Annotated in this window: 22 protein-coding genes; 15 read left to right on the plus strand and 7 right to left on the minus strand. The window is 64.8% G+C overall.

Features of this window, described 5'->3' with window-relative positions; all coding sequences use genetic code 11:
* The 4 genes from Q0C42_RS18965 to Q0C42_RS18980 form a co-directional block, all read right to left on the minus strand.
* Window positions 1-537 (minus strand): MsnO8 family LLM class oxidoreductase (locus Q0C42_RS18965; RefSeq protein ID WP_295079714.1); only part of this gene is annotated, 537 nt, incomplete at its 3' end.
* A gap of 313 nt (window positions 538-850) precedes the next feature.
* Window positions 851-1,399, minus strand: coding sequence for an ImmA/IrrE family metallo-endopeptidase (locus Q0C42_RS18970; protein WP_295079717.1), 549 nt, complete (start codon window positions 1,397-1,399; stop codon window positions 851-853).
* A gap of 10 nt (window positions 1,400-1,409) precedes the next feature.
* Window positions 1,410-5,096, minus strand: coding sequence for a vitamin B12-dependent ribonucleotide reductase (locus tag Q0C42_RS18975; protein WP_295079720.1), 3,687 nt, complete (start codon window positions 5,094-5,096; stop codon window positions 1,410-1,412).
* A gap of 471 nt (window positions 5,097-5,567) precedes the next feature.
* Complete coding sequence (locus Q0C42_RS18980) at window positions 5,568-6,455, minus strand: DMT family transporter (protein WP_367115752.1); 888 nt, start codon at window positions 6,453-6,455, stop codon at window positions 5,568-5,570.
* A 95-nt stretch (window positions 6,456-6,550) separates the two neighbouring features.
* Between Q0C42_RS18980 and Q0C42_RS18985 the strand changes: the two genes are divergently transcribed.
* The 9 genes from Q0C42_RS18985 (at window position 6,551) to rarD (ending at window position 13,764) form a co-directional block, all read left to right on the plus strand.
* Window positions 6,551-7,432: a DUF533 domain-containing protein gene (locus tag Q0C42_RS18985; RefSeq protein WP_295079723.1), complete on the plus strand. Its 882-nt coding sequence runs from the start codon at window positions 6,551-6,553 to the stop codon at window positions 7,430-7,432.
* Window positions 7,433-7,496: 64 nt separating this feature from the next.
* Window positions 7,497-8,393, plus strand: a complete 897-nt coding sequence (locus Q0C42_RS18990; RefSeq protein WP_295079726.1) for a DMT family transporter — start codon at window positions 7,497-7,499, stop codon at window positions 8,391-8,393.
* A gap of 51 nt (window positions 8,394-8,444) precedes the next feature.
* Window positions 8,445-9,722 carry a phosphopyruvate hydratase gene (eno, locus tag Q0C42_RS18995; protein ID WP_295079729.1) on the plus strand — a complete coding sequence of 426 codons (1,278 nt, stop codon included), beginning with the start codon at window positions 8,445-8,447 and terminating at the stop codon, window positions 9,720-9,722.
* Between the two features lie 4 nt (window positions 9,723-9,726).
* Window positions 9,727-10,239 (plus strand): hypothetical protein, encoded by a 513-nt coding sequence (locus Q0C42_RS19000; RefSeq protein WP_295079731.1) that lies wholly within the window; start codon window positions 9,727-9,729, stop codon window positions 10,237-10,239.
* Window positions 10,240-10,292: 53 nt separating this feature from the next.
* Window positions 10,293-10,823, plus strand: a complete 531-nt coding sequence (locus Q0C42_RS19005) for a pseudouridine synthase (RefSeq protein WP_295079734.1) — start codon at window positions 10,293-10,295, stop codon at window positions 10,821-10,823.
* The gene (locus tag Q0C42_RS19010) at window positions 10,820-11,227 is read left to right on the plus strand and encodes a cupin domain-containing protein (RefSeq protein WP_295079737.1); all 408 of its coding nucleotides are present in this window, start codon (window positions 10,820-10,822) and stop codon (window positions 11,225-11,227) included. The genes Q0C42_RS19005 and Q0C42_RS19010 overlap by 4 nt, the downstream gene beginning before the upstream one ends.
* Window positions 11,227-12,129, plus strand: coding sequence for a fatty acid desaturase (locus Q0C42_RS19015; RefSeq protein ID WP_295079740.1), 903 nt, complete (start codon window positions 11,227-11,229; stop codon window positions 12,127-12,129). The genes Q0C42_RS19010 and Q0C42_RS19015 overlap by 1 nt, the downstream gene beginning before the upstream one ends.
* Before the next feature lie 127 nt (window positions 12,130-12,256).
* The gene (locus Q0C42_RS19020) at window positions 12,257-12,580 is read left to right on the plus strand and encodes a hypothetical protein (RefSeq protein ID WP_295079743.1); all 324 of its coding nucleotides are present in this window, start codon (window positions 12,257-12,259) and stop codon (window positions 12,578-12,580) included.
* Window positions 12,581-12,831: 251 nt separating this feature from the next.
* Window positions 12,832-13,764, plus strand: coding sequence for an EamA family transporter RarD (rarD, locus tag Q0C42_RS19025; protein ID WP_295079746.1), 933 nt, complete (start codon window positions 12,832-12,834; stop codon window positions 13,762-13,764).
* Window positions 13,765-13,790: 26 nt separating this feature from the next.
* Here rarD and Q0C42_RS19030 read toward each other — a convergent pair whose 3' ends face one another.
* A complete protein-coding gene (locus Q0C42_RS19030; protein ID WP_295079749.1) occupies window positions 13,791-14,888 on the minus strand; it encodes an anhydro-N-acetylmuramic acid kinase in 1,098 nt (365 codons plus the stop codon).
* Window positions 14,889-14,943: 55 nt separating this feature from the next.
* Here Q0C42_RS19030 and tyrS point away from each other — a divergent pair, with 55 nt between their 5' ends.
* Entirely contained in the window at window positions 14,944-16,194 is a 1,251-nt protein-coding gene (gene tyrS / locus Q0C42_RS19035; protein ID WP_295079752.1) for a tyrosine--tRNA ligase, read from the plus strand.
* Window positions 16,195-16,227: 33 nt separating this feature from the next.
* On the opposite strand, the gene Q0C42_RS19040 is transcribed toward tyrS, so the two are convergent.
* Both Q0C42_RS19040 and Q0C42_RS19045 read right to left on the minus strand, forming a co-directional pair.
* Window positions 16,228-16,830, minus strand: a complete 603-nt coding sequence (locus tag Q0C42_RS19040; protein WP_295079754.1) for a peptidylprolyl isomerase — start codon at window positions 16,828-16,830, stop codon at window positions 16,228-16,230.
* A complete protein-coding gene (locus Q0C42_RS19045) occupies window positions 16,817-17,332 on the minus strand; it encodes a peptidylprolyl isomerase (protein WP_295079757.1) in 516 nt (171 codons plus the stop codon). Before Q0C42_RS19045 ends, Q0C42_RS19040 begins: the two co-directional genes overlap by 14 nt.
* Before the next feature lie 138 nt (window positions 17,333-17,470).
* On the opposite strand from Q0C42_RS19045, the gene pgk reads away from it, so the two are divergent.
* From pgk to Q0C42_RS19070, 5 genes are all read left to right on the plus strand, one after another.
* Window positions 17,471-18,661, plus strand: coding sequence for a phosphoglycerate kinase (pgk, locus tag Q0C42_RS19050; RefSeq protein ID WP_295079760.1), 1,191 nt, complete (start codon window positions 17,471-17,473; stop codon window positions 18,659-18,661).
* Window positions 18,662-18,710: 49 nt separating this feature from the next.
* Window positions 18,711-19,595: a fructose bisphosphate aldolase gene (locus Q0C42_RS19055; protein WP_295079764.1), complete on the plus strand. Its 885-nt coding sequence runs from the start codon at window positions 18,711-18,713 to the stop codon at window positions 19,593-19,595.
* Between the two features lie 133 nt (window positions 19,596-19,728).
* Complete coding sequence (locus Q0C42_RS19060) at window positions 19,729-20,031, plus strand: septum formation initiator family protein (protein ID WP_295079767.1); 303 nt, start codon at window positions 19,729-19,731, stop codon at window positions 20,029-20,031.
* A gap of 203 nt (window positions 20,032-20,234) precedes the next feature.
* Window positions 20,235-21,221 carry a pyruvate dehydrogenase (acetyl-transferring) E1 component subunit alpha gene (pdhA, locus tag Q0C42_RS19065; protein ID WP_295079770.1) on the plus strand — a complete coding sequence of 329 codons (987 nt, stop codon included), beginning with the start codon at window positions 20,235-20,237 and terminating at the stop codon, window positions 21,219-21,221.
* 13 nt (window positions 21,222-21,234) lie between these two features.
* Entirely contained in the window at window positions 21,235-22,611 is a 1,377-nt protein-coding gene (locus Q0C42_RS19070) for a pyruvate dehydrogenase complex E1 component subunit beta (RefSeq protein ID WP_295079773.1), read from the plus strand.
* Window positions 22,612-22,616 lie beyond the last annotated feature (5 nt).

The raw sequence follows: 22,616 nt of genomic DNA on the forward strand, positions 1-22,616 counted from the left end.
GGGGAGGCCGAGGTAAGCGGCCAGCTGCGCGCCGAAGGTGCTGGAGCCGAGGATCCAGATGGGGACATTGGTGCCGGTGCCAGGGATCGCCTGGACCGCGCTGGGGGTGTCGCCGAGGTAGGCGATGAGTTCCTGCACGTCCTGGGGGAAGGTGTCTTCCTGCGCCATGTGGCGGCGAAGGGCGCGGGCAGTTTGCATGTCGGTGCCGGGGGCCCGACCGAGGCCGAGGTCGATCCGGTTCGGGTAGAGGGTCGCGAGGGTGCCGAACTGTTCGGCCACGACGAGGGGCGAGTGGTTCGGCAGCATGACCCCGCCCGCGCCGATGCGCATGGTTTTGGTCTGGCCCGCGACATGGCCGATGACGACGGGCGTTGCAGCGGAGGCGATGCCGGGCATGTTGTGATGCTCGGCCAGCCAATAGCGGTGGAAGCCTGCGCGTTCAGCGGCTTGGGCAAGGTCGACTGTGGATTTCAGCGCCTGGGCGGCGGTCTGGCCTTCGGGGATTGGGGCCAGGTCGAGGTAGGAATAGTGCTGCATGTGCGGCCTCCGGTTGGGACAGAGGTAAGCATTCGGGACGGTGGGGGGAAGGGGGATGTTGGGCGTGCGGCCCCCCCACCCCATCCCTCCCCCACGGAGGGGGGAGGGAGGCGCTTTGCGTTTGGCGTTGGTGTGGGGTGGCTGGCGGCAGCGTAGGGTGCGCTACAGCGAACCTTCGGACGGTGCGCTGTAGCGCACCCTACGATGGGGGTGGGTCTCTTGGCTTTGCTTGGGGCGGTGCGCCTCGTGGGACGGGCGGACCGGGGGTTTCACACCCCCGGACCCCCGTGGGATATTTGGGGAAGAGAAAGCCTTATGCGTTCCAACCCCGATCCAATTTCTGGAGCGCGATGTCCATAGTCTTGAGGCTGACGCCGAAGTAGTGCGCTAGCTTCTTGGTATCGCGTCCATGCAGCGAGACCCCTGCCGCCAATGCACCGTCGCCAAAGACTAGGGCCTCGACGAAGGCGTTTGCGTCCCGCTCTTCCTCAAGTTCGTCTTCCAAATAGAAGTGCGAAGGCCCCGCTCGGTATTGCTCCGCCGCGAAGGGGTCATGCCTCGGATGAATGAGCGCGTGGATCAACTCGTGCAAGACCGTCCAACGTCGAGTTGCCGTGTCGTCGTCCTCGTTAACTTCAATGCGGTAGCCGCTTGAAGCAAATGCATCTTGGACCAACCGTCCCCGTTGCCCTTTCCGCATCTTGGTCAGCACCACGTCGAAGCCAAGACGACGTGCCAGTTCTAAGACAGACGGGAGCCGCGAGGCTCCCATCATTCCGAGGTTGAAGCTGCGAAGCTCATGCCGCACTTGACCGTCAGCAGGCAGCCGGAGAAACAACTCTCTGAGTGACTTGATGGTCATGGCCACCCCCTCAGCTACAACCAGTGGTTGCGCCACATGAATTACACTTCAGGCAGGACCCGTTGCGGACCATCGTGTAGTTGCCGCACTCCGAGCAGCTGTCGCCGGTGTAACCGGAGAGCTTGGCCTTGGTCCGGGCGTCGGTGGTGCCGAGGGCGAAGGTGCTGGTTGATTCCGAGAAGCCGGAGACACGCGTTTCCGACAGGACCGCGGTCATCGGGGCGGCCATGTCGGTGCCGGTGGCGAGGCCGCCGAAGGCGGTGACCCCCTGCCCGCCTTGCAGCACGGTGAATTCGTGCGGCAGGCGTTTCCTCATGTAGCCGGTCGAGGCGACCTGCTTCAGGACCTCCAGCGACTTGGAGGCGGCGGTGTCCGAAGGCTCGGCGATGTTGCGTTTGCCTTCCTCGTCACCCCGACCGAGGTCGTCGAACGAGGCGCCTTTCGGGGCGACATGGGCGAGGTCGGTGCGGTCGAGGTAGGAGATCGCAAGCTCGCGGAAGATGTAGTCGAGGATCGAGGTGGCGTTCTTGACGCTGTCGTTGCCCTGGACCATGCCTGCCGGTTCAAAGCGGGTGAAGGTGAAGGCCTCGACGAATTCCTCCAGCGGGACGCCGTATTGCAGGCCGACCGAGACGGCGATGGCGAAGTTGTTCATCATCGCGCGGAAGCCGGCACCTTCCTTGTGCATGTCGATGAATATCTCGCCCAGGGAGCCGTCCTGGTATTCGCCGGTGCGCAGATAGACCTTGTGGCCGCCGACGATGGCTTTCTGGGTATAACCCTTGCGACGCTCGGGGAGTTTCTCGCGATTGCTGCGGACGATTTCCTTGATGATCACCTTTTCGATGATCTTCTCGGCGATGACCGTGGCTTTCTCCATCAGGGAGCCGTTAGTCAGGGTTTCCTCGGCGTCCTCGTCGTCGTCGATCAGCGCGGAAGCGAGTGGTTGGGAGAGTTTCGAGCCGTCGCGGTAAAGCGCGTTGGCTTTGATGCCGAGGGAGTGGGAAAGTTCGTAGGCTGCGAGCGTTTCGGCGATGGTGGCGTTGTTCGGCATGTTGATCGTCTTGGAGATCGCGCCGGAGATGAAGCTTTGGGCGGCGGCCATCATGGTGATGTGGCTATTCACGGACAGGAACCGCTTGCCGGTCTTGCCGCAGGGGTTGGCGCAGTCGAAGACCTTGTAGTGTTCGGTCTTGAGGTGCGGCGCGCCTTCGAGGGTCATGGTGCCGCAGACATGGTCGTTGGCGGCGTCGATCTGGGCCTTGGTGAAGCCGAGGTGGCGCAGGAGGTCGAAGGTCGGGTCGGCAAGGCGTTCGGCGGGGATGCCGAGGGCGCCTTTGCAGAAGTCCTCGCCCAGGGTCCACTGGTTGAAGACGAAGCGGATGTCGAAGGCGGAAGGGAGGGCGGTTTCGATCTTCTCGATCTCGCGGGGGCCGAAGCCGTGGCCGATCAGCGAAGTGTGGTTGATCGCGGGGGCCTGGCCGAGGGAGCCGTGGCCGACGGCGTAGGCGACGATCTCGGCGGCCTGGGAGGTGGAGTAGCCGAGGGTTTCGAGGGCCGCGGGGACCGACTGGTTGATGATCTTGAAGTAGCCGCCGCCGGCCAGTTTCTTGAACTTGACGAGGGCGAAGTCAGGCTCGATGCCCGTGGTGTCGCAGTCCATCACGAGGCCGATGGTGCCGGTGGGGGCGATGACGGTGGTCTGGGCATTGCGGTAGCCGTGCTGTTCACCAAGGCGGAGGGCCTCGTCCCAGGCGGATTTGGCAAGCTGCACAAGGGCTTGGTCGGGGCAGTTCGCGTGGTCAAGGGCGACGGCGGGGACGTTCAGGCCCTCGTAAGCCGTGCCGTGGGCGGCCGCGCGGTGGTTGCGGATGACACGGAGCATGTGGTCGCGGTTGCGGGCGTAGCCGGAGAAGGGGCCGAGTTCCTTGGCCATCTCCGCGCTGGTCGCATAGGACACACCGGTCATGATCGCGGTCAGGGCTCCACACAGGGCGCGGCCTTCGTCGCTGTCGTAGCCAAGGCCCATGTTCATCAAAAGCCCGCCGATGTTGGCGTAGCCGAGGCCGAGGGTGCGGAAGTCGTAGCTGAGCTGGGCGATTTCCTTCGAGGGGAACTGCGCCATCATCACGCTGATTTCCAGGGTGATGGTCCAGAGCCGCGAGGCGTGGACGTAGGCCTCGGCGTCGAACTTGCCGTTGTGCTGGAAGGTGAGGAGGTTCATCGACGCGAGGTTACAGGCGGTGTCGTCGAGGAACATGTATTCGGAGCAGGGGTTCGAGCCGCGGATCGCGCCGTCTTCGGGGCAGGTGTGCCAGGCGTTGACGGTGTCGTGGAACTGGATGCCGGGGTCGGCGCAGGCCCAGGCGGCGTGGCCGATCTGGTCCCAGAGCTCACGCGCCGAGACGGTCTTGGCGACCTTGCCGTCGGTGCGGCGGATCAGCTCCCACGGCTGGTCGTTCTTGACGGCCTTCAGGAAGGCGTCGGTGACGCGGACCGAGTTGTTGGAATTCTGGCCGGAGACGGAGATGTAGGCCTCGGAATCCCAGTCGGTGTCGTAGGTGGGGAATTCGATGCTCGTGAAGCCCTGACGCGCGTATTGCAGGATGCGGTTGGTGTAGGTGTCGGGGATCATCGCCTTCTTGGCGGCCTTGATCGCGGCTTTCAGGGCCGGGTTCAGGGTCGGATCGGTGGCGCCGTCCATCGAGCCGTCGAAGCTCTTGATCGCGGCGAAGATCTCGTTCAGGCGGGCGGAGTGGACCTTGGAGCCGGCCACCAGCGAGGCGACCTTTTGTTCCTCGATCACCTTCCAGTTGATGAAGTCCTCAACATCCGGGTGGTCCATGTCGATGATGACCATCTTGGCGGCGCGGCGGGTGGTGCCGCCGGACTTGATGGCGCCAGCAGCACGGTCGCCGATCTTGAGGAAGCCCATCAGGCCCGAGGACTTGCCGCCGCCGGACAGCTTTTCCCCTTCGCCGCGGAGGGAGGAGAAGTTGGTGCCGGTGCCGGAGCCGTATTTGAAGAGACGCGCTTCGCGGACCCAGAGGTCCATGATGCCGCCGTCACCGACGAGGTCATCCTTGACGGACTGGATGAAGCAGGCGTGGGGCTGCGGGTGTTCGTAGGCGGAAGCCGACTTGGTCAACACGCCGGTCTTGTGGTCGACGTAGAAATGACCCTGCGACGGGCCGTCGATGCCGTAGGCCCAATGGAGGCCGGTGTTGAACCACTGGGGAGAGTTCGGCGCGGCCATCTGGCGGGCCAGCATGAAGCGCATCTCGTCGTAGTAGGCGGAGGCGTCGGCTTCGGTGGTGAAATAGCCACCCTTCCAGCCCCAATAGGCCCAAGCACCGGCGAGGCGGTCGAAGACCTGCTTGGCTGAGGTTTCGCCGACAATGCGTTGATCTTCCGGGAGTTTCGCCAGCGCGTCCTCATCCGGGACGGACCGCCACAGGAACTCGGGCACGCCCTTTTCCTTGACGCGCTTCAGCACGGCCGGAACGCCCGCCTTGCGGAAATACTTCTGGGCGAGCACGTCGCTTGCGACCTGGCTCCAGCCCTCGGGGACCTCGACGGCGTCGTTGCGGAAGACGACCTTGCCGTCCGGGTTGCGGATTTCGGAAACGGTGGTGGTGAAGTCCATCGCGCCATAGGCGCCGGTGGCTTCGGTCGTGAACTTCCGCTCTATCTTCATGCCCCTGATCTCCTTTTTTTTGGCCCAAACGGCCATTGGTTCTGTCAAATTGCCGGAACAAGCCGCATGCCCGTGTCGCAGCGTTCGGCAAAGATTGACCGATCCTGACGGTGAGCGCCGTCAAGAGGGTCGCATCCGATTTGGATGCCCTTTGTGTGGGTCGACTTGCCTGTCCGCTGCGGCACTAGATTTAGTGGTTGTCCCCGCCGCTTTGTCAAAGTGTCGTAATCCGCAGGCTCAATCAACGAGAAAATTTCGCGTCAAAGCAGATTTTCAGCTTGACGTTTTTTCGGCCACATCACGGCCTTGGCATGATCCGCGGCGCCAGGTTGTGGAGAGGTCTGGGGACAAACTTCGCGCAGTTTGTGAAGAGTGCCGGATTTCCCTGCTGCAAGGCCTGCTTGGCGGCCGGGGTTGAAAACCGTCCGGGGAGGCCGGGTGCCGGCACAGGCGATTCCGTCCGGTCCGCGCCTAGGGGGTGGCGCGGGCAGGCCGGTTGATCAGGACGATCCCGATGGCCACCAGAATGACCGCAAGGAGAATCGACCATGTGACAGTTTCGCCGAAGACGAGCGCGCCAAGCCCCACCGCAAGGACCGGAGTCAGGAAGGAAAAGGCCGCCACGGTCGAGCCTGGGTAGACCGAGAGAAGCCAGAGCCAGCCGATGAACCCGCCCGCCACCACGACCGAGGATTGGAAGACAAGGCCCACTATATGGAGTGGCTGCAGGTCGCGGATCAGCGGGCCGAAGAACGGAGCCGCGAGCAGGAGAAGCGGTGCCGAGACGAGGACCATCCAGAAGAGCTGCATCTCCGGCCCTTCGGCGCGCATCACCGGGCGGCGCGCAACGTAGGCGGTCAGCGCCCAGCCCCAGGCGGCGGCCAGGGCGCAGAGATCGCCCGCAAGGCTTGCCTCGCCCGTATCGGGGCGCGACAGGATCGCCGAGGTGCAACCGAGAAAGGCAAAGGCAAGACCGGCGGCTTTCGTGGGCGTGATCCGTTCCCCCAGCCCGAAATGCGCAAGGAACGCATACCAGACGGGCATCGAATACATGATGAGCGCCGAGCGGCCGACCGAGGTGAGGTCGAGGGCAAGGAAGAGGAACAGGAACTCGGCCGCGAAGAGCGTGCCGATCAGGAGCCCGGCACCCAGGCTTGCGCGGTGCAGCTTGGGCGGTCGCCCGCGCCAGACCAGCCAGGCCCAGACGAAGCCGATTGCAAGGAGCGAGCGGAGACCGGCAAAGAAGACCGGCTGCAGCCCGGCGTTCACCACCTTGATGATGAGCTGGTTGACGGCAAGCAGCGCCTGCACCCCGAGAAGCGCGGTCAGGCCGAAGGCATCAAGACGATCTTTGCGCATAATTCCCCCTGCTCCGGCATGCCCTTTTGCATTGACCGGTGACACGGGGCAAGCAAGCATGTCGCAGGTTTGATCAAGCGGTGAGGGAGAACGACATGAGCCTGGGCAAGACATTGCTGAAGGTCGCGATCGGTGTAGTGATCGCGAAAGGCGTGAGCACGCTGGCCAAGGGCGGCGGCTCGACGCCGGAACCGGCTCCTGCCCCCGAGCGCAAGGCCGGTCGCGGGACCCCGTTCGACCCCAAAGCCTCGGGTCAGGGCGGCGGGCTGGAGGATCTGCTGAAGGATGTGATGGGCAGTGGCAGCCGGTCCAGGCCGGGAACGACGCGGCAGGACACGGCGTCGGGCAATGGCGGGGGTCTTGGTGACCTGCTGACCCAGATGTCGGGGCAAAAGCGGTCGAACCCGCGGGCTTCGGCGCCGAAGGGCGGGCTGGAGGATATTCTGGGGCAGTTGACCGGACGCTCGTCTGCGCCCGAGCCGGAGGATACGGGTCTGGTTCTGGGCGGAGCCCGCAGACCAGCCGGCAAGGCGGCGGGCGGTGGGGTTGGCGATCTTCTGGACCAGGTGCTGGGCGACCGGCGGCCCGGTGCTCCGGTCGAACTGCCGGAACCGCAGCGCGAGGAAGAGCTGTCCTCGGCGCTGATGCTGCGGGCGGTGATCCAGGCGGTGAAGTGCGATGGCGAGCTGGACGAGGACGAAAAGGCCCGGCTGATGCAGGCAATGGGCGAGGCGGACGCGCGCGAGGTGAAGGCCGTGCAGGCGGAGTTGCAGCGCCCCGTGGACGTGAAGGGCCTGGCGCGGGCGGTTCCGGCGGGGCTTGAGCCACAGGTCTATGTGGTGTCGCTGATGGCGATCAACCTCGATCAGAAGGCCGAGGCGGAGTATCTGCACAAGCTTGCCGGAGAGCTGGACCTGTCGCCGGATCAGGTGAACGCGATCCACGACAAGGCGGGGGCGCCGCGGCTGTATCGGTAAGGGCGGTGGGCAGACTGCCCACCCTACGCCTTTCCATTCCCAAAGCGTCGGCCTAAGACGGCGCATGGGAAGCCGTGAGCCGAGAAGCGAGAACCTGACCGGCATCCTTCTGATGCTGGCCGCGATGGCGCTGTTCGCGGTCGAGGACCTGTTCCTGAAACTGGCCGCCGCCGACCTGCCGATCGGGCAGATCATCCTGATCTCGGGCGCGCTTGGCCTGCCGGTCTTTGTTGGCATGGCCTGGCGGCAGGGGCAGGGAATCCTGGTGAAGGACGCGCTGCAACCCGCTGTCATCGCGAGAAATCTTGGCGAAATGGTTGCCGCCGCGGCCTATGTCGCGGCGCTTGCCGTCGTGCCTTTGGGAACGGTGGCGTCGGTCCTGCAGGCCTTGCCGTTGTTCATGACGATGGGGGCTGCGATGGTCTATGGCGAAACGGTCGGCTGGCGGCGCTGGACGGCGATCCTGGTCGGGTTCGCGGGCGTCCTGCTGGTGATCCAGCCCGGGGCCGAGGGGTTCAGGGTCGAGGCGCTTTTGGTGCTGATCTCGGTCGCGGGGATCGTTGTCCGCGATCTCGCCTCGCGGGCGATTCCGGCAAGGGTCACGACGGCGCAGGTTTCGGCCTGGGGGCTGATGTCGGTGACCGTCCTGGGGCTGGGGATGATCGCCGCGACCGGGGATGTCCGGGGCGTGACCGGGACCGAGGCGCTGGTCCTGCTGGGCGCGGTCGTCTTCGGCACGGCGGGCTATTGGGCCGTGACGGCCGCGGCGCGGACGGGCGAGGTGTCGGTCGTGGCGCCGTTCCGCTATTCGCGGCTGGTGTTCTCGATGGGGATCGGCGTGGTCTTCCTGGCGGAGCGGCCCGATCCTTTGACGCTGGTGGGTGCGGCGATCATCGTCGGATCGGGGCTTTACGCCTTTGCCCGGGAGCGGGCGCGCAAACGCGCTTCCCAAGGGGTGTGAGCCGGGGTAAAGGGGCGGTCGAGAGCACCCATTCGGCCTTGAGGGATCCCCATGAGCACGATCATCGACATTCACGCCCGCGAGATTCTGGACAGCCGGGGCAACCCGACGGTCGAGGTGGACGTCACGCTGGAAGACGGCAGCATGGGCCGCGCGGCAGTGCCCTCGGGCGCGTCCACGGGCGCGCATGAGGCGAACGAGCGTCGCGATGGCGACAAGGCCCGCTACAAGGGCAAGGGCGTGCTGGAGGCGGTTGCGGCCGTCAATGGCGAGTTGGCCGAAGAGCTGGTCGGCTTTGACGCAACCGAGCAGGTCGGCATCGACCGCACCATGATCGAGATGGACGGGACGCCGAACAAGTCACGGCTTGGCGCGAATGCGATCCTGGGCGTGTCGCTGGCGGTGGCCAAGGCCGCGGCGGAGTTCACGGCGCAGCCTTTGTACCGCTATGTCGGCGGGACCAGCGCCCGCATCCTGCCGGTGCCGATGATGAACATCATCAACGGCGGCGAGCATGCCGACAACCCGATCGACATCCAGGAATTCATGATCATGCCGGTGGGCGCCTCCGACATCCGCGAAGCGGTGCGGATGGGGTCGGAAGTGTTCCACACGCTGAAGAAGGAACTGCAGAATGCCGGGCACAACACCGGGATCGGTGACGAGGGCGGCTTCGCACCGAACTTGAACTCTGCCCGAGACGCGCTTGATTTCATTCTGAAATCCATCGAGAAGGCCGGATACAAGCCGGGCGAGGATATCTACCTCGCACTCGACTGCGCGGCGACGGAGTACTTCAAGGGCGGCAAGTACGAGATGAAGGGCGAGGGCAAGTCCCTGTCCATCGAAGAGAATGTCGAGTTCCTGGCGGGGCTGGCGGCGGACTATCCGATCATCTCGATCGAGGATGGCTGCTCGGAAGACGACTGGGCGGGCTGGAAGCTCTTGACCGACAAGCTGGGGTCCAAGATCCAGCTGGTCGGCGACGATCTGTTCGTCACCAACCCGCGCCGTCTGGCCGAGGGGATCAAGGCGGGTTGTGCGAATTCCATGCTGGTCAAGGTCAACCAGATCGGCACCCTGACCGAGACGCTGCAGGCTGTCGATATGGCCCACCGCGCGCGCTATACCAACGTGATGAGCCACCGGTCGGGCGAGACCGAGGATTACACGATTGCCGACCTTTCGGTGGCCACGAACTGCGGGCAGATCAAGACGGGTTCGCTGTCGCGGTCGGACCGGCTGGCGAAGTACAACCAGCTGATCCGGATCGAGGAAATGCTGGGCGAGACGGCGGAATATGCCGGGCGGTCTGTTCTGAAGGGGTGATCGATTGAAACAGGCAGTGGCGGGGGTGCTAGCCGGTTTTCTAGCATTCACAGCAACGCCCGCCGCTGCTTTGGAATGCGTCTATGGCTCGATCCAACAGGATTTCTGGCGGGTCAAAGAGAGTTCTGAAACTTACACTCTGGCCTACGGAAAGTTTTCGAACCTTCGACTTATCGAGTCGATCAAGACGAAGGAAACATCGGATGGCTTTCAAGCAGGTCGGCAGGTTTTCATAGCAGATTTCACCGGCTTCAAACCCGCGCGCCGCGCGTTCGACCAGCCATTCTCGACGCAAGTGAGATTGGTCTTCCCAGACGAAAGTTTCATTGGGGGTGGGTACGATACCTCAGGTGAAGCGGAGCGCTTACCCAACAAAGTCGGCTTGGTCTGGCTTTTGCATACGGAAGCCGGATACCAGGCTTCTGCAAGCTCGTGCTCCGGAATCATCGATACGGAACCTTCGCATGTAAAGCTGTTGCTGCGTTGCCTGCGGGGCGGGTATTGCCCCAAAGGCTAAAGGTTCCATCGGTCGGCGTTCCAGTTCTCGCTCGGTTGCGATAGTCCTAGGCCATGCTGATCCTGCTGAACAAACCCTACGACGTGCTCTGCCAGTTCAGCCGTGAGGGCGACCGGGCGGTGCTGGCGGATTTCGTGCCGGTGAAGGGGGTTTATGCGGCGGGGCGGCTGGATCGGGACTCGGAGGGGCTTCTGGTCCTGACCGACGACGGGCGCTTGCAGGCGCGGATCGCGGACCCGAAGTTCAAGCTGGAGAAGACCTATTTCGCGCAAGTGGAAGGGGTGGTGACCGAGGCCGCGCTGGAGCGGTTGCGGCGGGGGGTGGAGCTGAACGATGGCCCTACCCTGCCAGCGAAGGCGCGGGGGGTGGCGGAGCCGGGGTGGCTCTGGCCCCGGGTGCCGCCGATCCGGGTGCGCAAGACGGTGCCGGACGGGTGGATCGAACTGACGATCCGCGAGGGGCGTAACCGGCAGGTGCGGCGGATGTGCGCGGCGGTGGGGCTTCCGTGCCTGCGGCTGATCCGCTGGCGGGTGGGGGACTGGACGCTGGAGGGGTTGGCCCCGGGCGCGTGGAGGCAGGCATGAGCGCGGACGAGATCATCCGGAAGCTGGAATTGCAGCCGCATCCCGAGGGCGGGTGGTACCGGCAGACCTGGGCCGGGCCATTGGTCGAGGGCCGGGCGAGCGGGACGGCGATCCTGTTCCTCTTGCAGGCGGGGGAGCGGAGCCATTGGCATCGGGTCGATGCCGATGAGATCTGGCTGTGGCACGCAGGCGCGCCTTTGGTGCTGTCGCTGGGGGTGGATGCGGCTGCCGACGTGACGCTGGGGCCGGACGTGCTGGGCGGCGAGGCGGTGCAGGCGGTGGTTCCGGCGGGCTGGTGGCAGGCGGCGCGGTCCACCGGGGACTGGACGCTGGTCTCCTGCACCGTGTCTCCCGGGTTCCGGTTCGAGGGGTTCGAACTGGCCCCGCCGGGGTGGAGCCTGTGATGGATCAGAAGGCGTTTCTGGCGGCGGTCCCTGTGGAGTTACGTGAGCGGATGGTGGAGCGGTCGGATGGGCCGGGGTTGCGGCATCTGGCGGGGCATCTGGGGCTGATTGTCGGTCTGGGGGCGCTGATCGCGGGCGGCGTGCCGGGGTGGTGGCTTCTGCTGCCGGTGCAGGGGGTGGCGGTCATATCGCTGTTCATGTTGGAGCATGAGGCGACGCACCGGACTCCGTTCCGGACGGTCTGGCTGAACGACGGGGTCGGGCGGCTGTGCGGGGTGCTGCTGGTGCTGCCCTTCGAATGGTTCCGCGCCTTTCACATGGCGCATCATCGCTGGACCAACCTGGCCGGCAAGGACCCGGAGTTGGCGGGGCCGAAGCCTGCGACGCGGGGGGCGTGGGTCTGGCATGTCTCGGGTCTGCCGTACTGGATCGCCGAGGTGCGGCTGATGGCGTCGCTGGTCATGGGCCGGGTGGCGGACGGGTTCGTGGCCGAGGGGGCGAAGGCAAGGGTCGTGGCCGAGGCGAGGGGGATGGCGGTGGTTTACGGGCTGGCCGGGGTGAGCCTGGTCTGGACGGATGTGGTCCTGTGGGTCTGGCTGGTGCCGGTGCTGCTGGGGCAACCGTTCCTGCGGCTGTATCTCTTGGCGGAACACGGCGACTGCCCGGAGGTCGCGAACATGTTCGAGAACACCCGGACGACCTTCACCACTCGGGCGGTCAGGTGGCTGGCCTGGAACATGCCCTACCATGTCGAGCATCACGTCTGGCCGATGGTGCCCTTCCACCGGCTGCCCGAGGTGCACGGGCTGATGAAGGACCAGCTGAGGGTCACGGCCGAGGGCTATGCGGCCTTTACCAGGGATTATCTGGAGCGGCGTCCTGCGTGGACAGAAAGCCGATAGCTTTGGACTCAATGGCTTGCGTGTGGGCGTTCACTTTGCGTCAACCTTGATCCGCGCGTTTATCGGTCCGACAAGATGCCCTCTTTCGAGGCTTGCGGCGGGGCGAAACTGGACCCATCTTGACCCCATGATACCCTGGCGCGATGTCATGGCACTCGGCGTGGCGGCTGTCGCAACGGCGGGGCTCGGGGCGCTGGTGATCATGCCCAACGTCTATCCGGCGCGGGAGCCGTTGGGCTATCTGGCCGGGACGGCCCTGTCCTACGAGTTTCGGGTAGGCAAGCTTGGCGCACGAGGTCTTCTTGAGGTGCAGTTGGACCGGGGTGAGGTGCTTCGCGTCCGCTCATCCGGCGACGTGGTCCCGGGAGACCGGGTCTGCGTCCGGGCCGTGCAGCGGGGTGAGGTGACCGAGGGGACGCTGGCCGCGATGAACCACTGTCCACCTGCGTGACCGGCGGCAATTGATCGGAGCGGCTGGCGCCGCAAGCCTTTCGGGTCGCCTGCGCGGGCCATTGCCCGCTGGTCTGCGTCATCTTGATTGCCGGATTGGGCAGAAGCACAAGCGGAGCGCGGGTGGCAGATGTGGGAGCCTCCGGCGGGAGTATTTGGGCAAAGGGCAAATGCGAGGTGCGATGGTCCGGGGATTGTGCGGGGCACAAGATCGGGGTGGTTGTCGGCGGGGGCTTTCGCTAGGGGTGGGGCATGAGCGACACCCCTGCCCCGCCCCGCCCGACTGCAGCACAGGGTGCCACGACTGGTAACAGTCTGTCCGGCTTTCTGTACGCGCTGACGGCTTACCTGCTTTGGGGCTTTCTGCCGCTGTACATGAAGGCGCTGGCACATATCCCGCCGGTGGAGGTCATCGCGCATCGGGTGGTCTGGTCACTGCCCATCGCGCTGGCCGTTCTTTTGTGGATTGGGCGGACGGGGGATCTGAAGACCGCGCTCAAGTCGCCCCGGATGCTGGGGATGGGCGCGATGACGGCGGCGCTGATCTCGGTCAACTGGGGGATCTATGTCTGGGCCATCGGGTCGGGACATGCGCTGGATGCGGCCCTTGGGTATTACATCAATCCGCTGTTTTCGATCTTCCTCGGCGCGGTCCTTCTGGGTGAGCGGATGGGGCGGACGCAAATGGCGGCGATTGCGCTGGCGGTGGTCGCGGTCGGCATCCTGACCTGGGAGGCCGGTCGGCTGCCGGTGGTGGCGCTGGGGCTGACGCTGACCTGGGGGTTCTATGCCTATCTCAAGCGGCGGCTGCCGATCGGGCCGAACCAGGGCTTCACGCTGGAAGTGCTGCTGCTGCTGATCCCGGCGCTGGCCTATATCGGCTGGCTGCAGGCGCAGGGCACCGGGCATTTCCTGCAAGGGGTTGCTTGGGACAACACGCTGCTTCTGGGCTGCGGGATCGTCACGGCGGTGCCCTTGATGATCTACGCCAACGGAGCCAAGCGGCTGACGCTGTCGACCATCGCGATCATGCAGTACATAGCACCAACGCTGATCTTTCTGACTGCGGTCTTCATCTTTGACGAGCCGTTCAGCGGGGTGAAGCTGCTGGCTTTCTCGCTGATCTGGGTGGCGCTGGTGATCTATTCGCTGCCGATCCTGGCCGAGCGGCTGCGACGCGGCTAGTCCGGCCCAGTCGGGCCCCGTCTGGTCTAGTCCGGACGGCTGATCTGGCCGCCGCCGACCAGCGCGGGCGCGCCGGTGGTGTCGGGGCCGGAGGTCGCCATCTTGCGCAACACGCGGACGGCGAGGAAGGCAAAAGCCTGGGCTTCCAGCATGTCGCCGTCCAGGCCTTCAACCTCGACCGGGTCGATCTGGACGGGGATGCGGCGGCGCAGTTCGGCCATGAGGGTCGGGTTGTGCCGCCCGCCGCCTGTCACGAGAATACGGGTCACCGGCGCCGGGAAATGGATCTGGGCGGCGGCAACCGAAGCGGCGGCAATCGCGGTCAGGGTCGCGGCGGCATCGGCGTCGGAGAGCATCTCCAAGCGGTCGAGGAGGCCGTGGAAATCGTTGCGGTCGAGCGACTTTGGCGGAGGATGGTCGAACCAGGGGTCTTTCAGGACCGAGGCGACGAAACCCTCGTCCACTTCGCCGCTGGCGGCCAGCCTGCCGCCTTCGTCATGAGTATCACCCAGACGGTCGCGCATGAGGTCGTTGATCGGCGCGTTGGCCGGGCCGGTGTCGAAGGCGAGAAGCGCGCCGGGGTTTTCCGGGCCGGGGGCGGTCGGGTCGATCCAGGTCAGGTTGCCGACCCCGCCGAGGTTGAGGAACGCGAGCGGTTGGGTCGCGCCGATGTGTTTGGCGAGCGCGAAGTGGTAGAAGGGCGCAAGGGGGGCCCCCTGCCCGCCGATGGTCACATCTGAGGTGCGGAAGTCCCAGACGGTGGGCAGGCCAAGCAGCTGAGCGAACAGCGCGCCGTTTCCGCATTGATGCGTGCCCCGGCCGGACGGGTCATGCGCGAGGGTCTGGCCGTGGAAGCCCAGCACCTCGGCCCCGGTGAAGCGGGCGAGAATTTCGGCATGAGCGGTTTCGACGACTTCGGCAGCGGCGGCGGTTTCGGGATCACCGGGCCAGTGGCCGAGGGCGGCGCGCAAGGTGGACTGTTCCTCGGCCGTGTAGGGGCGATAGGTCGAGGGGCCGAAGGCGAAGACGGCATGACCATCGGTCTTGATCATCGCGGCATCGACGCCATCAAGCGACGTGCCGGACATCGCCCCCAGCGCCCACAGAGCCCCGTCCTTCCGCATCTTCCCTTGGACCCTCAGCGAAGCTATACCGCGCGCATCCTAGACCGAGGCGGCCATGAACTACCATCCAAAATCTGACTTCATGCGCGTGATGTTCGAGCGCGGCTTTGTTGCCGATTGCACGGATTATCAGGCGCTTGACGAGGCATTGGTGAAGAATCTGGTGCCGGCGTACATCGGCTACGACGCCACGGCGCCTTCGCTGCACGTGGGCCACCTGATGAACATCATGGTGCTGCGCTGGCTTCAGAAGACCGGCCACAAACCGATCACGCTGATGGGCGGGGGCACGACCAAGGTCGGCGATCCCTCCTTCCGCAGCGAAGAGCGGCCCCTGCTGACGCCCGCGGCGATCGACAAGAACATCGACGGGTTGAAGCAGGTTTTCGCGAAGTACCTTTCCTACGGCGACGGCAAGACCGACGCGATCATGCTGAACAATGCCGAATGGCTGGACGGGTTGAACTACCTCGACTTCCTGCGCGACATCGGGCGGCATTTCAGCGTCAACCGGATGCTGTCGTTTGAGAGCGTGAAGTCCCGGCTGGACCGCGAGCAGTCGCTGTCGTTCCTGGAATTCAACTACATGATCCTTCAGGCTTACGACTTCCTGGAGATCCACCGCCGCTATGGCTGCCTGTTGCAGATGGGCGGGTCGGATCAGTGGGGCAACATCATCAACGGGATCGACCTGACCCGCCGGGTGATCGATCAGGAGATTTTCGGCCTCACGACTCCGCTGCTGACGACAAGCGACGGGCGGAAGATGGGAAAGTCGGCGTCGGGCGCGGTCTGGCTGAATGGGGACATGCTTTCGCCCTACGAGTTCTGGCAGTTCTGGCGCAATACGACGGATGCCGATGTGGGGCGGTTCCTGAAGATCTTCACCGAGCTGCCGGTCGAGGAATGCGATCGGCTGGGCGCCCTCGGTGGGTCCGAGATCAACCAGGCCAAGATCCTGCTGGCAAACCTGGCGACCAGCCTTCTGCACGGGGCCGAGGCGGCGACGGCGGCCGAGGCGACGGCGCGGGAAGTGTTCGAGAAGGGCGGGATCGGGGACGATCTGCCCACCGTCACGCTGGAGGCCGGGGAACTGGCCGAGGGCGTGGGGATCGTGCAGTTGTTCGTGAAGGCGGGTCTGGCGGCCAGCGGCAAGGATGCGAAACGGCTGATCCTGGAAGGCGGGGCCAAGGTGAACGACGAGATCGTCACCGATACCGCGCTGCGCTACGGGGCAAGCCATCTGGTCGAGCCGATGAAGCTGACCGCAGGCAAGAAGCGGCACGCTTTGGTCGTGCTGGGGTAAGGTAGGGTGGGCGATATCGCCCACCCCCCGCTGTCATTCCTGAACGGTGACCTTGGTCATCACGTCCGGGGTCGCTGGCGGCTCGCCGCGCTGGATCGCGTCCACGACCTCCATCCCCGAGACGACGTTGCCGACGATGGTGTATTGGCCATCGAGGAAGCTGCCGTCCGCGAACATGATGAAGAACTGGCTGTTCGCGCTGTTCGGGTCATTCGAGCGCGCCATGCCGACGACGCCGCGCTGGAAGCTGAGGTCGGTGGTGAACTCTGCCGGGAGGTCGGGCTTGGACGACCCGCCCATGCCAGCCATGCTGAGATCGCCCCCCGCCTTGCCATTGGCCACGTCGCCGGTCTGGGCCATGAAGCCGTCGATCACGCGGTGGAAGACCACGTTGTCGTAAGCGCCTTCCTTGGCCAGCGCCGTGATCTGCGCGACATGCTGGGGTGCGACGTCGGACAGAAGGTCGATGACCACGGTGCCGTTGGCGGCACCCGCAACCTCGATCATCAGGTTCGGGCCGGGGCCGTCAGTAGCCTGAGCCTGAGCCGGGCTGGTCTGGCTGATGCCGTAACCCACGACAACGGCGAGACCGGCGGCGAAGAGGCCGCCTGCGAAAACGCGATCAAGCCTGGACATCGGCGGCCACCCTGACAGTGATCATGCGGTCCGGGTTGGCCGGCGGCTCGCCCTTCGTGATCTTGTCGACATGCTCCATCCCCGAGATGACGCGGCCATAGACCGTGTACTGGTTGTTCAGGAAATGGTTGTCCTTGAAGTTGATGAAGAACTGGCTGTTGGCCGAGTTCGGGTTCTGCGACCGCGCGGCGCCAAGGGTGCCCCGGTCATGCGGGAGCTTCGAAAACTCGGCAGGCAGATCAGGGTATTGCGAGCCACCCGTGCCGGCGCGGCGCGGGTTGTAGCTGGGGCTTTCCATGTTGGCGTTTTCCACGTCGCCGGTCTGGGCCATGAAGCCGTCGATCACCCGGTGGAAGGCCACATTGTCATAGGCCTTGTCGCGGGCAAGCTGCTTCATCCGCTCGGCGTGTTTCGGGGCGACGTCGGCGAGAAGCTCGATCACCACTTCGCCGTCCTTCAGCGTCAGGATGATGGTGTTCTCCGGGTCCTTGATGTCGGGCATCGGGGTCTCCTTGGTTTTGCATCGGGCAGGACCCTACTGGCGGCTTCCGGCCAAGGGAAGCGCAAAGCGCCCAAAGCGGTTGACGGGCCCGTGATCGGCGGGGCAATAGCGGGCAGGCTTTCACCGAAGGAGACTGCGATGCCCTGGAAAACGCTGGATGACATGGACCTGTCTGGACGCGTGGTGCTGACGCGGGTGGACATCAACGTGCCGATGGAAGCGAGCCGGGTGACAGACATGACCCGGATCGACAAGATCAGGCCCACGGTCGATGCGATCATCGCCAAGGGCGGCAAGGTGGTGCTTCTGGCGCATTTCGACCGGCCGAAGGGCAAGGTCGTGCCGGAAATGAGCCTGAGCCATGTGGTCGACGCGGTGGCCGGTTCGCTGGGCCGCAAGGTGGTATTCGGGGCGGATTGCGTGGGCGACGTCGCAGCGGCGGCGATTGCCAAGGCCGGTGCGGCGGACGTGGTGCTGCTGGAGAACACCCGCTTTCATCCCGGCGAGGAAAAGAACGATCCCGAGTTGGCCCGGCAGATGGCGGCTTTGGGCCAGGTCTTCGTGAACGATGCGTTTTCGGCGGCCCACCGGGCCCATGCCTCCACCGAGGGGTTGGCGCGGTTGCTGCCGGCCGCGGCGGGGCGGCTGATGGAGGCTGAACTGAAGGCGCTGGAGGCCGCACTGGGCAATCCGGAGCGGCCGGTTGTTGCGGTTGTGGGGGGCGCGAAGGTCTCGACCAAGATCGAGCTTCTGGCGAACCTGGTAACCAAGGTCGATCATCTGGTGATCGGCGGGGGAATGGCGAACACCTTCCTCGTGGCCGAGGGGATCGAGGTTGGCAAGTCCTTGGCCGAGCGGGAAATGGCGGAGACCGCGCGGGAAATCCGGCACCGGGCGCAGAAGGCCGGGTGCAAGATCCATCTGCCGGTCGATATCGTGGTCGCGCGGGAGTTCAAGGCTGGGGCGGACAGCCAGACGGTGGACGTGCTGAAATGCCCGCCTGATGCGATGATCCTGGACGCGGGGCCGAAGACGGTCGCAGAGCTGGAGGGCGTCTTTGCGGGCGCCAAGACCCTGATCTGGAACGGTCCCTTGGGGGCATTCGAGATCGAGCCGTTCAACGCGGCCACCAATGCGGCCGCCTTGGCCGCAGCGCGGTTGACGCGTGAGGGCAAACTGATTTCGGTCGCAGGGGGCGGCGATACCGTGGCCGCGCTGAATGCGGCGGGGGCGGCGGACGACTTCACCTTCATCTCGACCGCGGGGGGCGCGTTCCTCGAATGGATGGAGGGCAAGGAATTGCCCGGCGTGCAGGCGCTGATGGGTTGAGTGGCGGGGCCGTGCGGGCTATGCCTGAACTGACATTTGGGAGACGGACATGACGAACGCGAAGATGACCGAACAGGTGCGGGGCGGCCGTGGCTTTATCGCGGCCTTGGACCAGTCTGGCGGATCGACCCCCAAAGCCTTGAAATTGTACGGCGTTTCGGAAAGTGAATACTCCGGCGAAGTCGAGATGTTCGACCTCATCCACGCCATGCGGGCCCGGATCATCAAGTCGCCCGCCTTTACCGGCGACAAGGTGGTGGGGGCGATCCTCTTCGAGCAGACGATGGACCGCACCATCGACGGCATTCCGACCGCGACCTACCTGTGGGACAAGCGCGGCGTGGTGCCGTTTTTGAAGATCGACAAGGGGTTGGAGGCGGAAGCGGACGGTGTCCAGCTGATGAAGCCGATCCCGGGGCTGGACGCGCTGCTGGACCGTGCCGCGAAGGCCGGGGTTTACGGAACCAAGGAGCGGTCGGTCATCAATGCTGCGAACCGCAAGGGGATCGCGGCCGTGGTGGCGCAGCAGTTCGAGTTGGGCCGGCAAGTCGCGGCGCATGGGCTGGTGCCGATCCTGGAGCCGGAAGTGACCATTTCCATTGCGGACAAGGTCGAGGCCGAGGCGATCCTGCAGGAAGAGATTCTGAAGCATCTGGAAGGGCTTGAGGGCCAGGTGATGCTGAAGCTGTCGCTGCCGACGGTTCCGGACTTCTATCAGCCGCTGGTGAAGCATCCGAAGGTGCTGAAAGTCGTGGCCCTGTCCGGTGGACACAGCCGCGACAAGGCGAACGAGATCCTGGCGCAGAACCACGGGATCATCGCCAGCTTCAGCCGTGCCCTGAGCGAAGGCCTGTCCGCGCAGCAGTCGGATGCCGAGTTCGATACCGTGCTGAAAGGCGCGGTGGACGGGATCTACGCAGCGTCGATTACCTGAGGTTGTGCCCGGGGGCGGTTTGCCCCGCAATTCGCTCAAGTCTTTGAGCGGGATGCATTTTCAGGATTCACAAGCGATTCCTGTTGTGCCATGATTCGGACAGGCCCCCGACAGAGGGGCCGGAGATGGGCGCATGTCGGCAGTTCACACGCAAAGAGGCATCGGCGGGCTGGTTTACCTGGCCTTCGTCGGCACGCTTGGGGTCTACTTCACCTTTGCCGCCGTGCAGGGCGACTATGGCATGTTTGCCCGCGTGGCGATCAATGCCGAGGCCGAGGTGCTGACCGTGGAGCGCGACCGGTTGCAGGCGGAACTGGTCGAGATGCAGAACCTGACGCACCGGCTGTCGGATGATTTCCTGGACCTCGACCTGTTGGACCAGCAAACACGGGACGTTCTGGGCTATATGCGGTCGGACGAGATCGCGATCCGCTGACGCTTGAGCCGCCTTGTGCGGCGCCTGCGACACCATTCCCCTTCGAGTTGTCCTGTGCGGCCTTGCAATTAGCGCATAGGTGCCATGTCGCTTGCCGCAACGGCGGCACCGAAATTCCTTTTGACCCAATAAACGCCGATGCTGTATAGATGGTTTAACACTAAACTATTTTCTGCAGCTGCAAACTGCCTGGGAGGAAACCGATGGCGAAGAAGCCTGACGCGAGACCGAACGTCTCGAAGGACGACCTGCTGAAATACTACCGCGAGATGCTGCTGATCCGCCGCTTCGAAGAGAAGGCGGGGCAGTTGTACGGGATGGGGCTGATCGGCGGGTTCTGCCACCTGTATATCGGGCAGGAAGCGGTGGTCGTCGGGTTGGAAGCGGCCACGAAAGAGGGCGACAAGCGCGTCACCAGCTACCGCGACCACGGGCACATGCTGGCCTGCGGGATGGACCCCAAGGGCGTCATGGCCGAGCTGACCGGGCGGATTGGGGGCTACTCCAAGGGCAAGGGCGGCTCGATGCACATGTTCTCGAAAGAGAAACATTTCTACGGTGGGCACGGGATTGTTGGCGCTCAGGTGCCGCTGGGGGCTGGGCTGGCCTTTGCGGACAAGTATCTCGGCAATGACAACGTGACCTTCACCTATTTCGGCGACGGGGCTGCGAACCAGGGCCAGGTCTACGAGACCTACAACATGGCCGAGCTTTGGCAGCTGCCGGTGATCTTCGTCATTGAAAACAACGGTTATGCGATGGGCACGTCGGTCAAGCGGTCGACCAAGTCGACCACGTACTTCGGGCGTGGCCTCGCCTACGGTATTCCGGGCGAGCAGGTCGACGGGATGGACGTGCTGGCGGTGAAGGCGGCGGGCGAAAAGGCCATCGCGCACTGCCGGGCCGGGAACGGGCCTTATATCCTGGAGATGATGACCTATCGCTACCGGGGACACTCGATGTCCGACCCGGCGAAGTACCGGACGCGGGAAGAGGTCGAGAAGATCAAGACCGAGAAGGACTGCATCGAGCACGTCCGCGACCTGCTGACGCAAGGTGGCCTTGCCTCCGACGAGGAGCTGAAGGCCATCGACAAGGAGATCAAGGCGATCGTGAACGAGAGCGCCGAGTTCGCCAAGGAAAGCCCGGAGCCGGACCTGTCCGAGCTTTGGACGGATATCACGGTCTGAGGGGGGAATAGACATGGCAACCGAAATTCTTATGCCCGCGCTCTCCCCCACGATGGAGGAAGGCACGCTGGCCAAATGGCTGGTGAAAGAGGGCGATACGGTCAAGTCGGGGCAGATCCTGGCGGAGATCGAGACCGACAAGGCCACGATGGAATTCGAGGCGGTCGATGAAGGCGTCGTCGGCAAGATCCTGGTCGCGGAAGGCACGGCGGGCGTCAAGGTGAACACGCCGATCGCGGTGCTGGTCGAGGAGGGCGAGACGGTATCGGACGCCCCTGCCCCGGCAGCGGTGGCGGCTGTTGCGGTGGCGGCAGAGGTTCCGGTGGCCTCTCCGGCGGTTGTGGCGGCACCTGCTTCGGCGCCGGTAGCGGCGAAGGGTTGGCCGCATTCGGACCTGCCCGAGGGGCCGACCAAGACGATGACCGTCCGCGAGGCGTTGCGCGAGGCGATGGCGGAAGAGATGCGGGCCGATCCGACGGTCTTCCTGATGGGGGAAGAGGTCGGGGAATATCAGGGCGCCTACAAGATTTCCCAAGGTCTGCTCGACGAGTTCGGGCCGCGCCGCGTGGTGGATACGCCGATCACCGAGATGGGCTTTGCCGGGATCGGGGTCGGAGCCTCTTGGGGCGGGCTGAAGCCGATTGTCGAGTTCATGACCTTCAACTTCTCGATGCAGGCGATGGACCACATCATCAACTCGGCGGCCAAGACGCTGTACATGTCGGGGGGCCAGATGGGCAGCCCGATGGTGTTCCGCGGGCCGAACGGGGCTGCGGCGCGGGTGGGCGCACAGCACAGCCAGGACTTCGCGGCCTGGTATGCGGCCATTCCGGGGATGCGGGTCTGCATGCCCTATTCGGCGGCGGATGCGAAAGGGCTGTTGAAAACGGCGATCCGCGATCCGAACCCGGTGGTGTTCCTTGAGAACGAGATCCTGTACGGGCGGTCGTTCGAAGTGCCGACGGACCCGGATTTCACGGTGCCATTCGGCAAGGCGTCGATCCTGCGGGCGGGGTCGGACGTGACCATCGTGTCCTTCGGGATTGGTTGCGCCCATGCTTTGGCGGCGGCGGAAGTGCTGGCGAAGGAAGGCATCGAGGCCGAGGTCGTGAACCTGCGGACGCTGCGCCCCATCGACTATGACACGGTGCTGGCTTCGGTGATGAAGACCAACCGCTGCGTCACGGTCGAGGAAGGCTTCCCGGTCGGGTCCATCGGCGACCACATCGCCAGCACGATCATGCAGCGGGCGTTCGACCATCTGGACGCTCCGGTGATCACCTGCACGGGCAAGGATGTGCCGATGCCCTATGCGGCCAACCTGGAGAAGTTCGCCCTGATCACGCCCGCCGAGGTCGTGACCGCCGTCAAATCCGTCTGCTACCGGTGAGGTGA

This window comes from Tabrizicola sp., from assembly GCF_022842145.1.
GTDB lineage: Bacteria > Pseudomonadota > Alphaproteobacteria > Rhodobacterales > Rhodobacteraceae > Tabrizicola.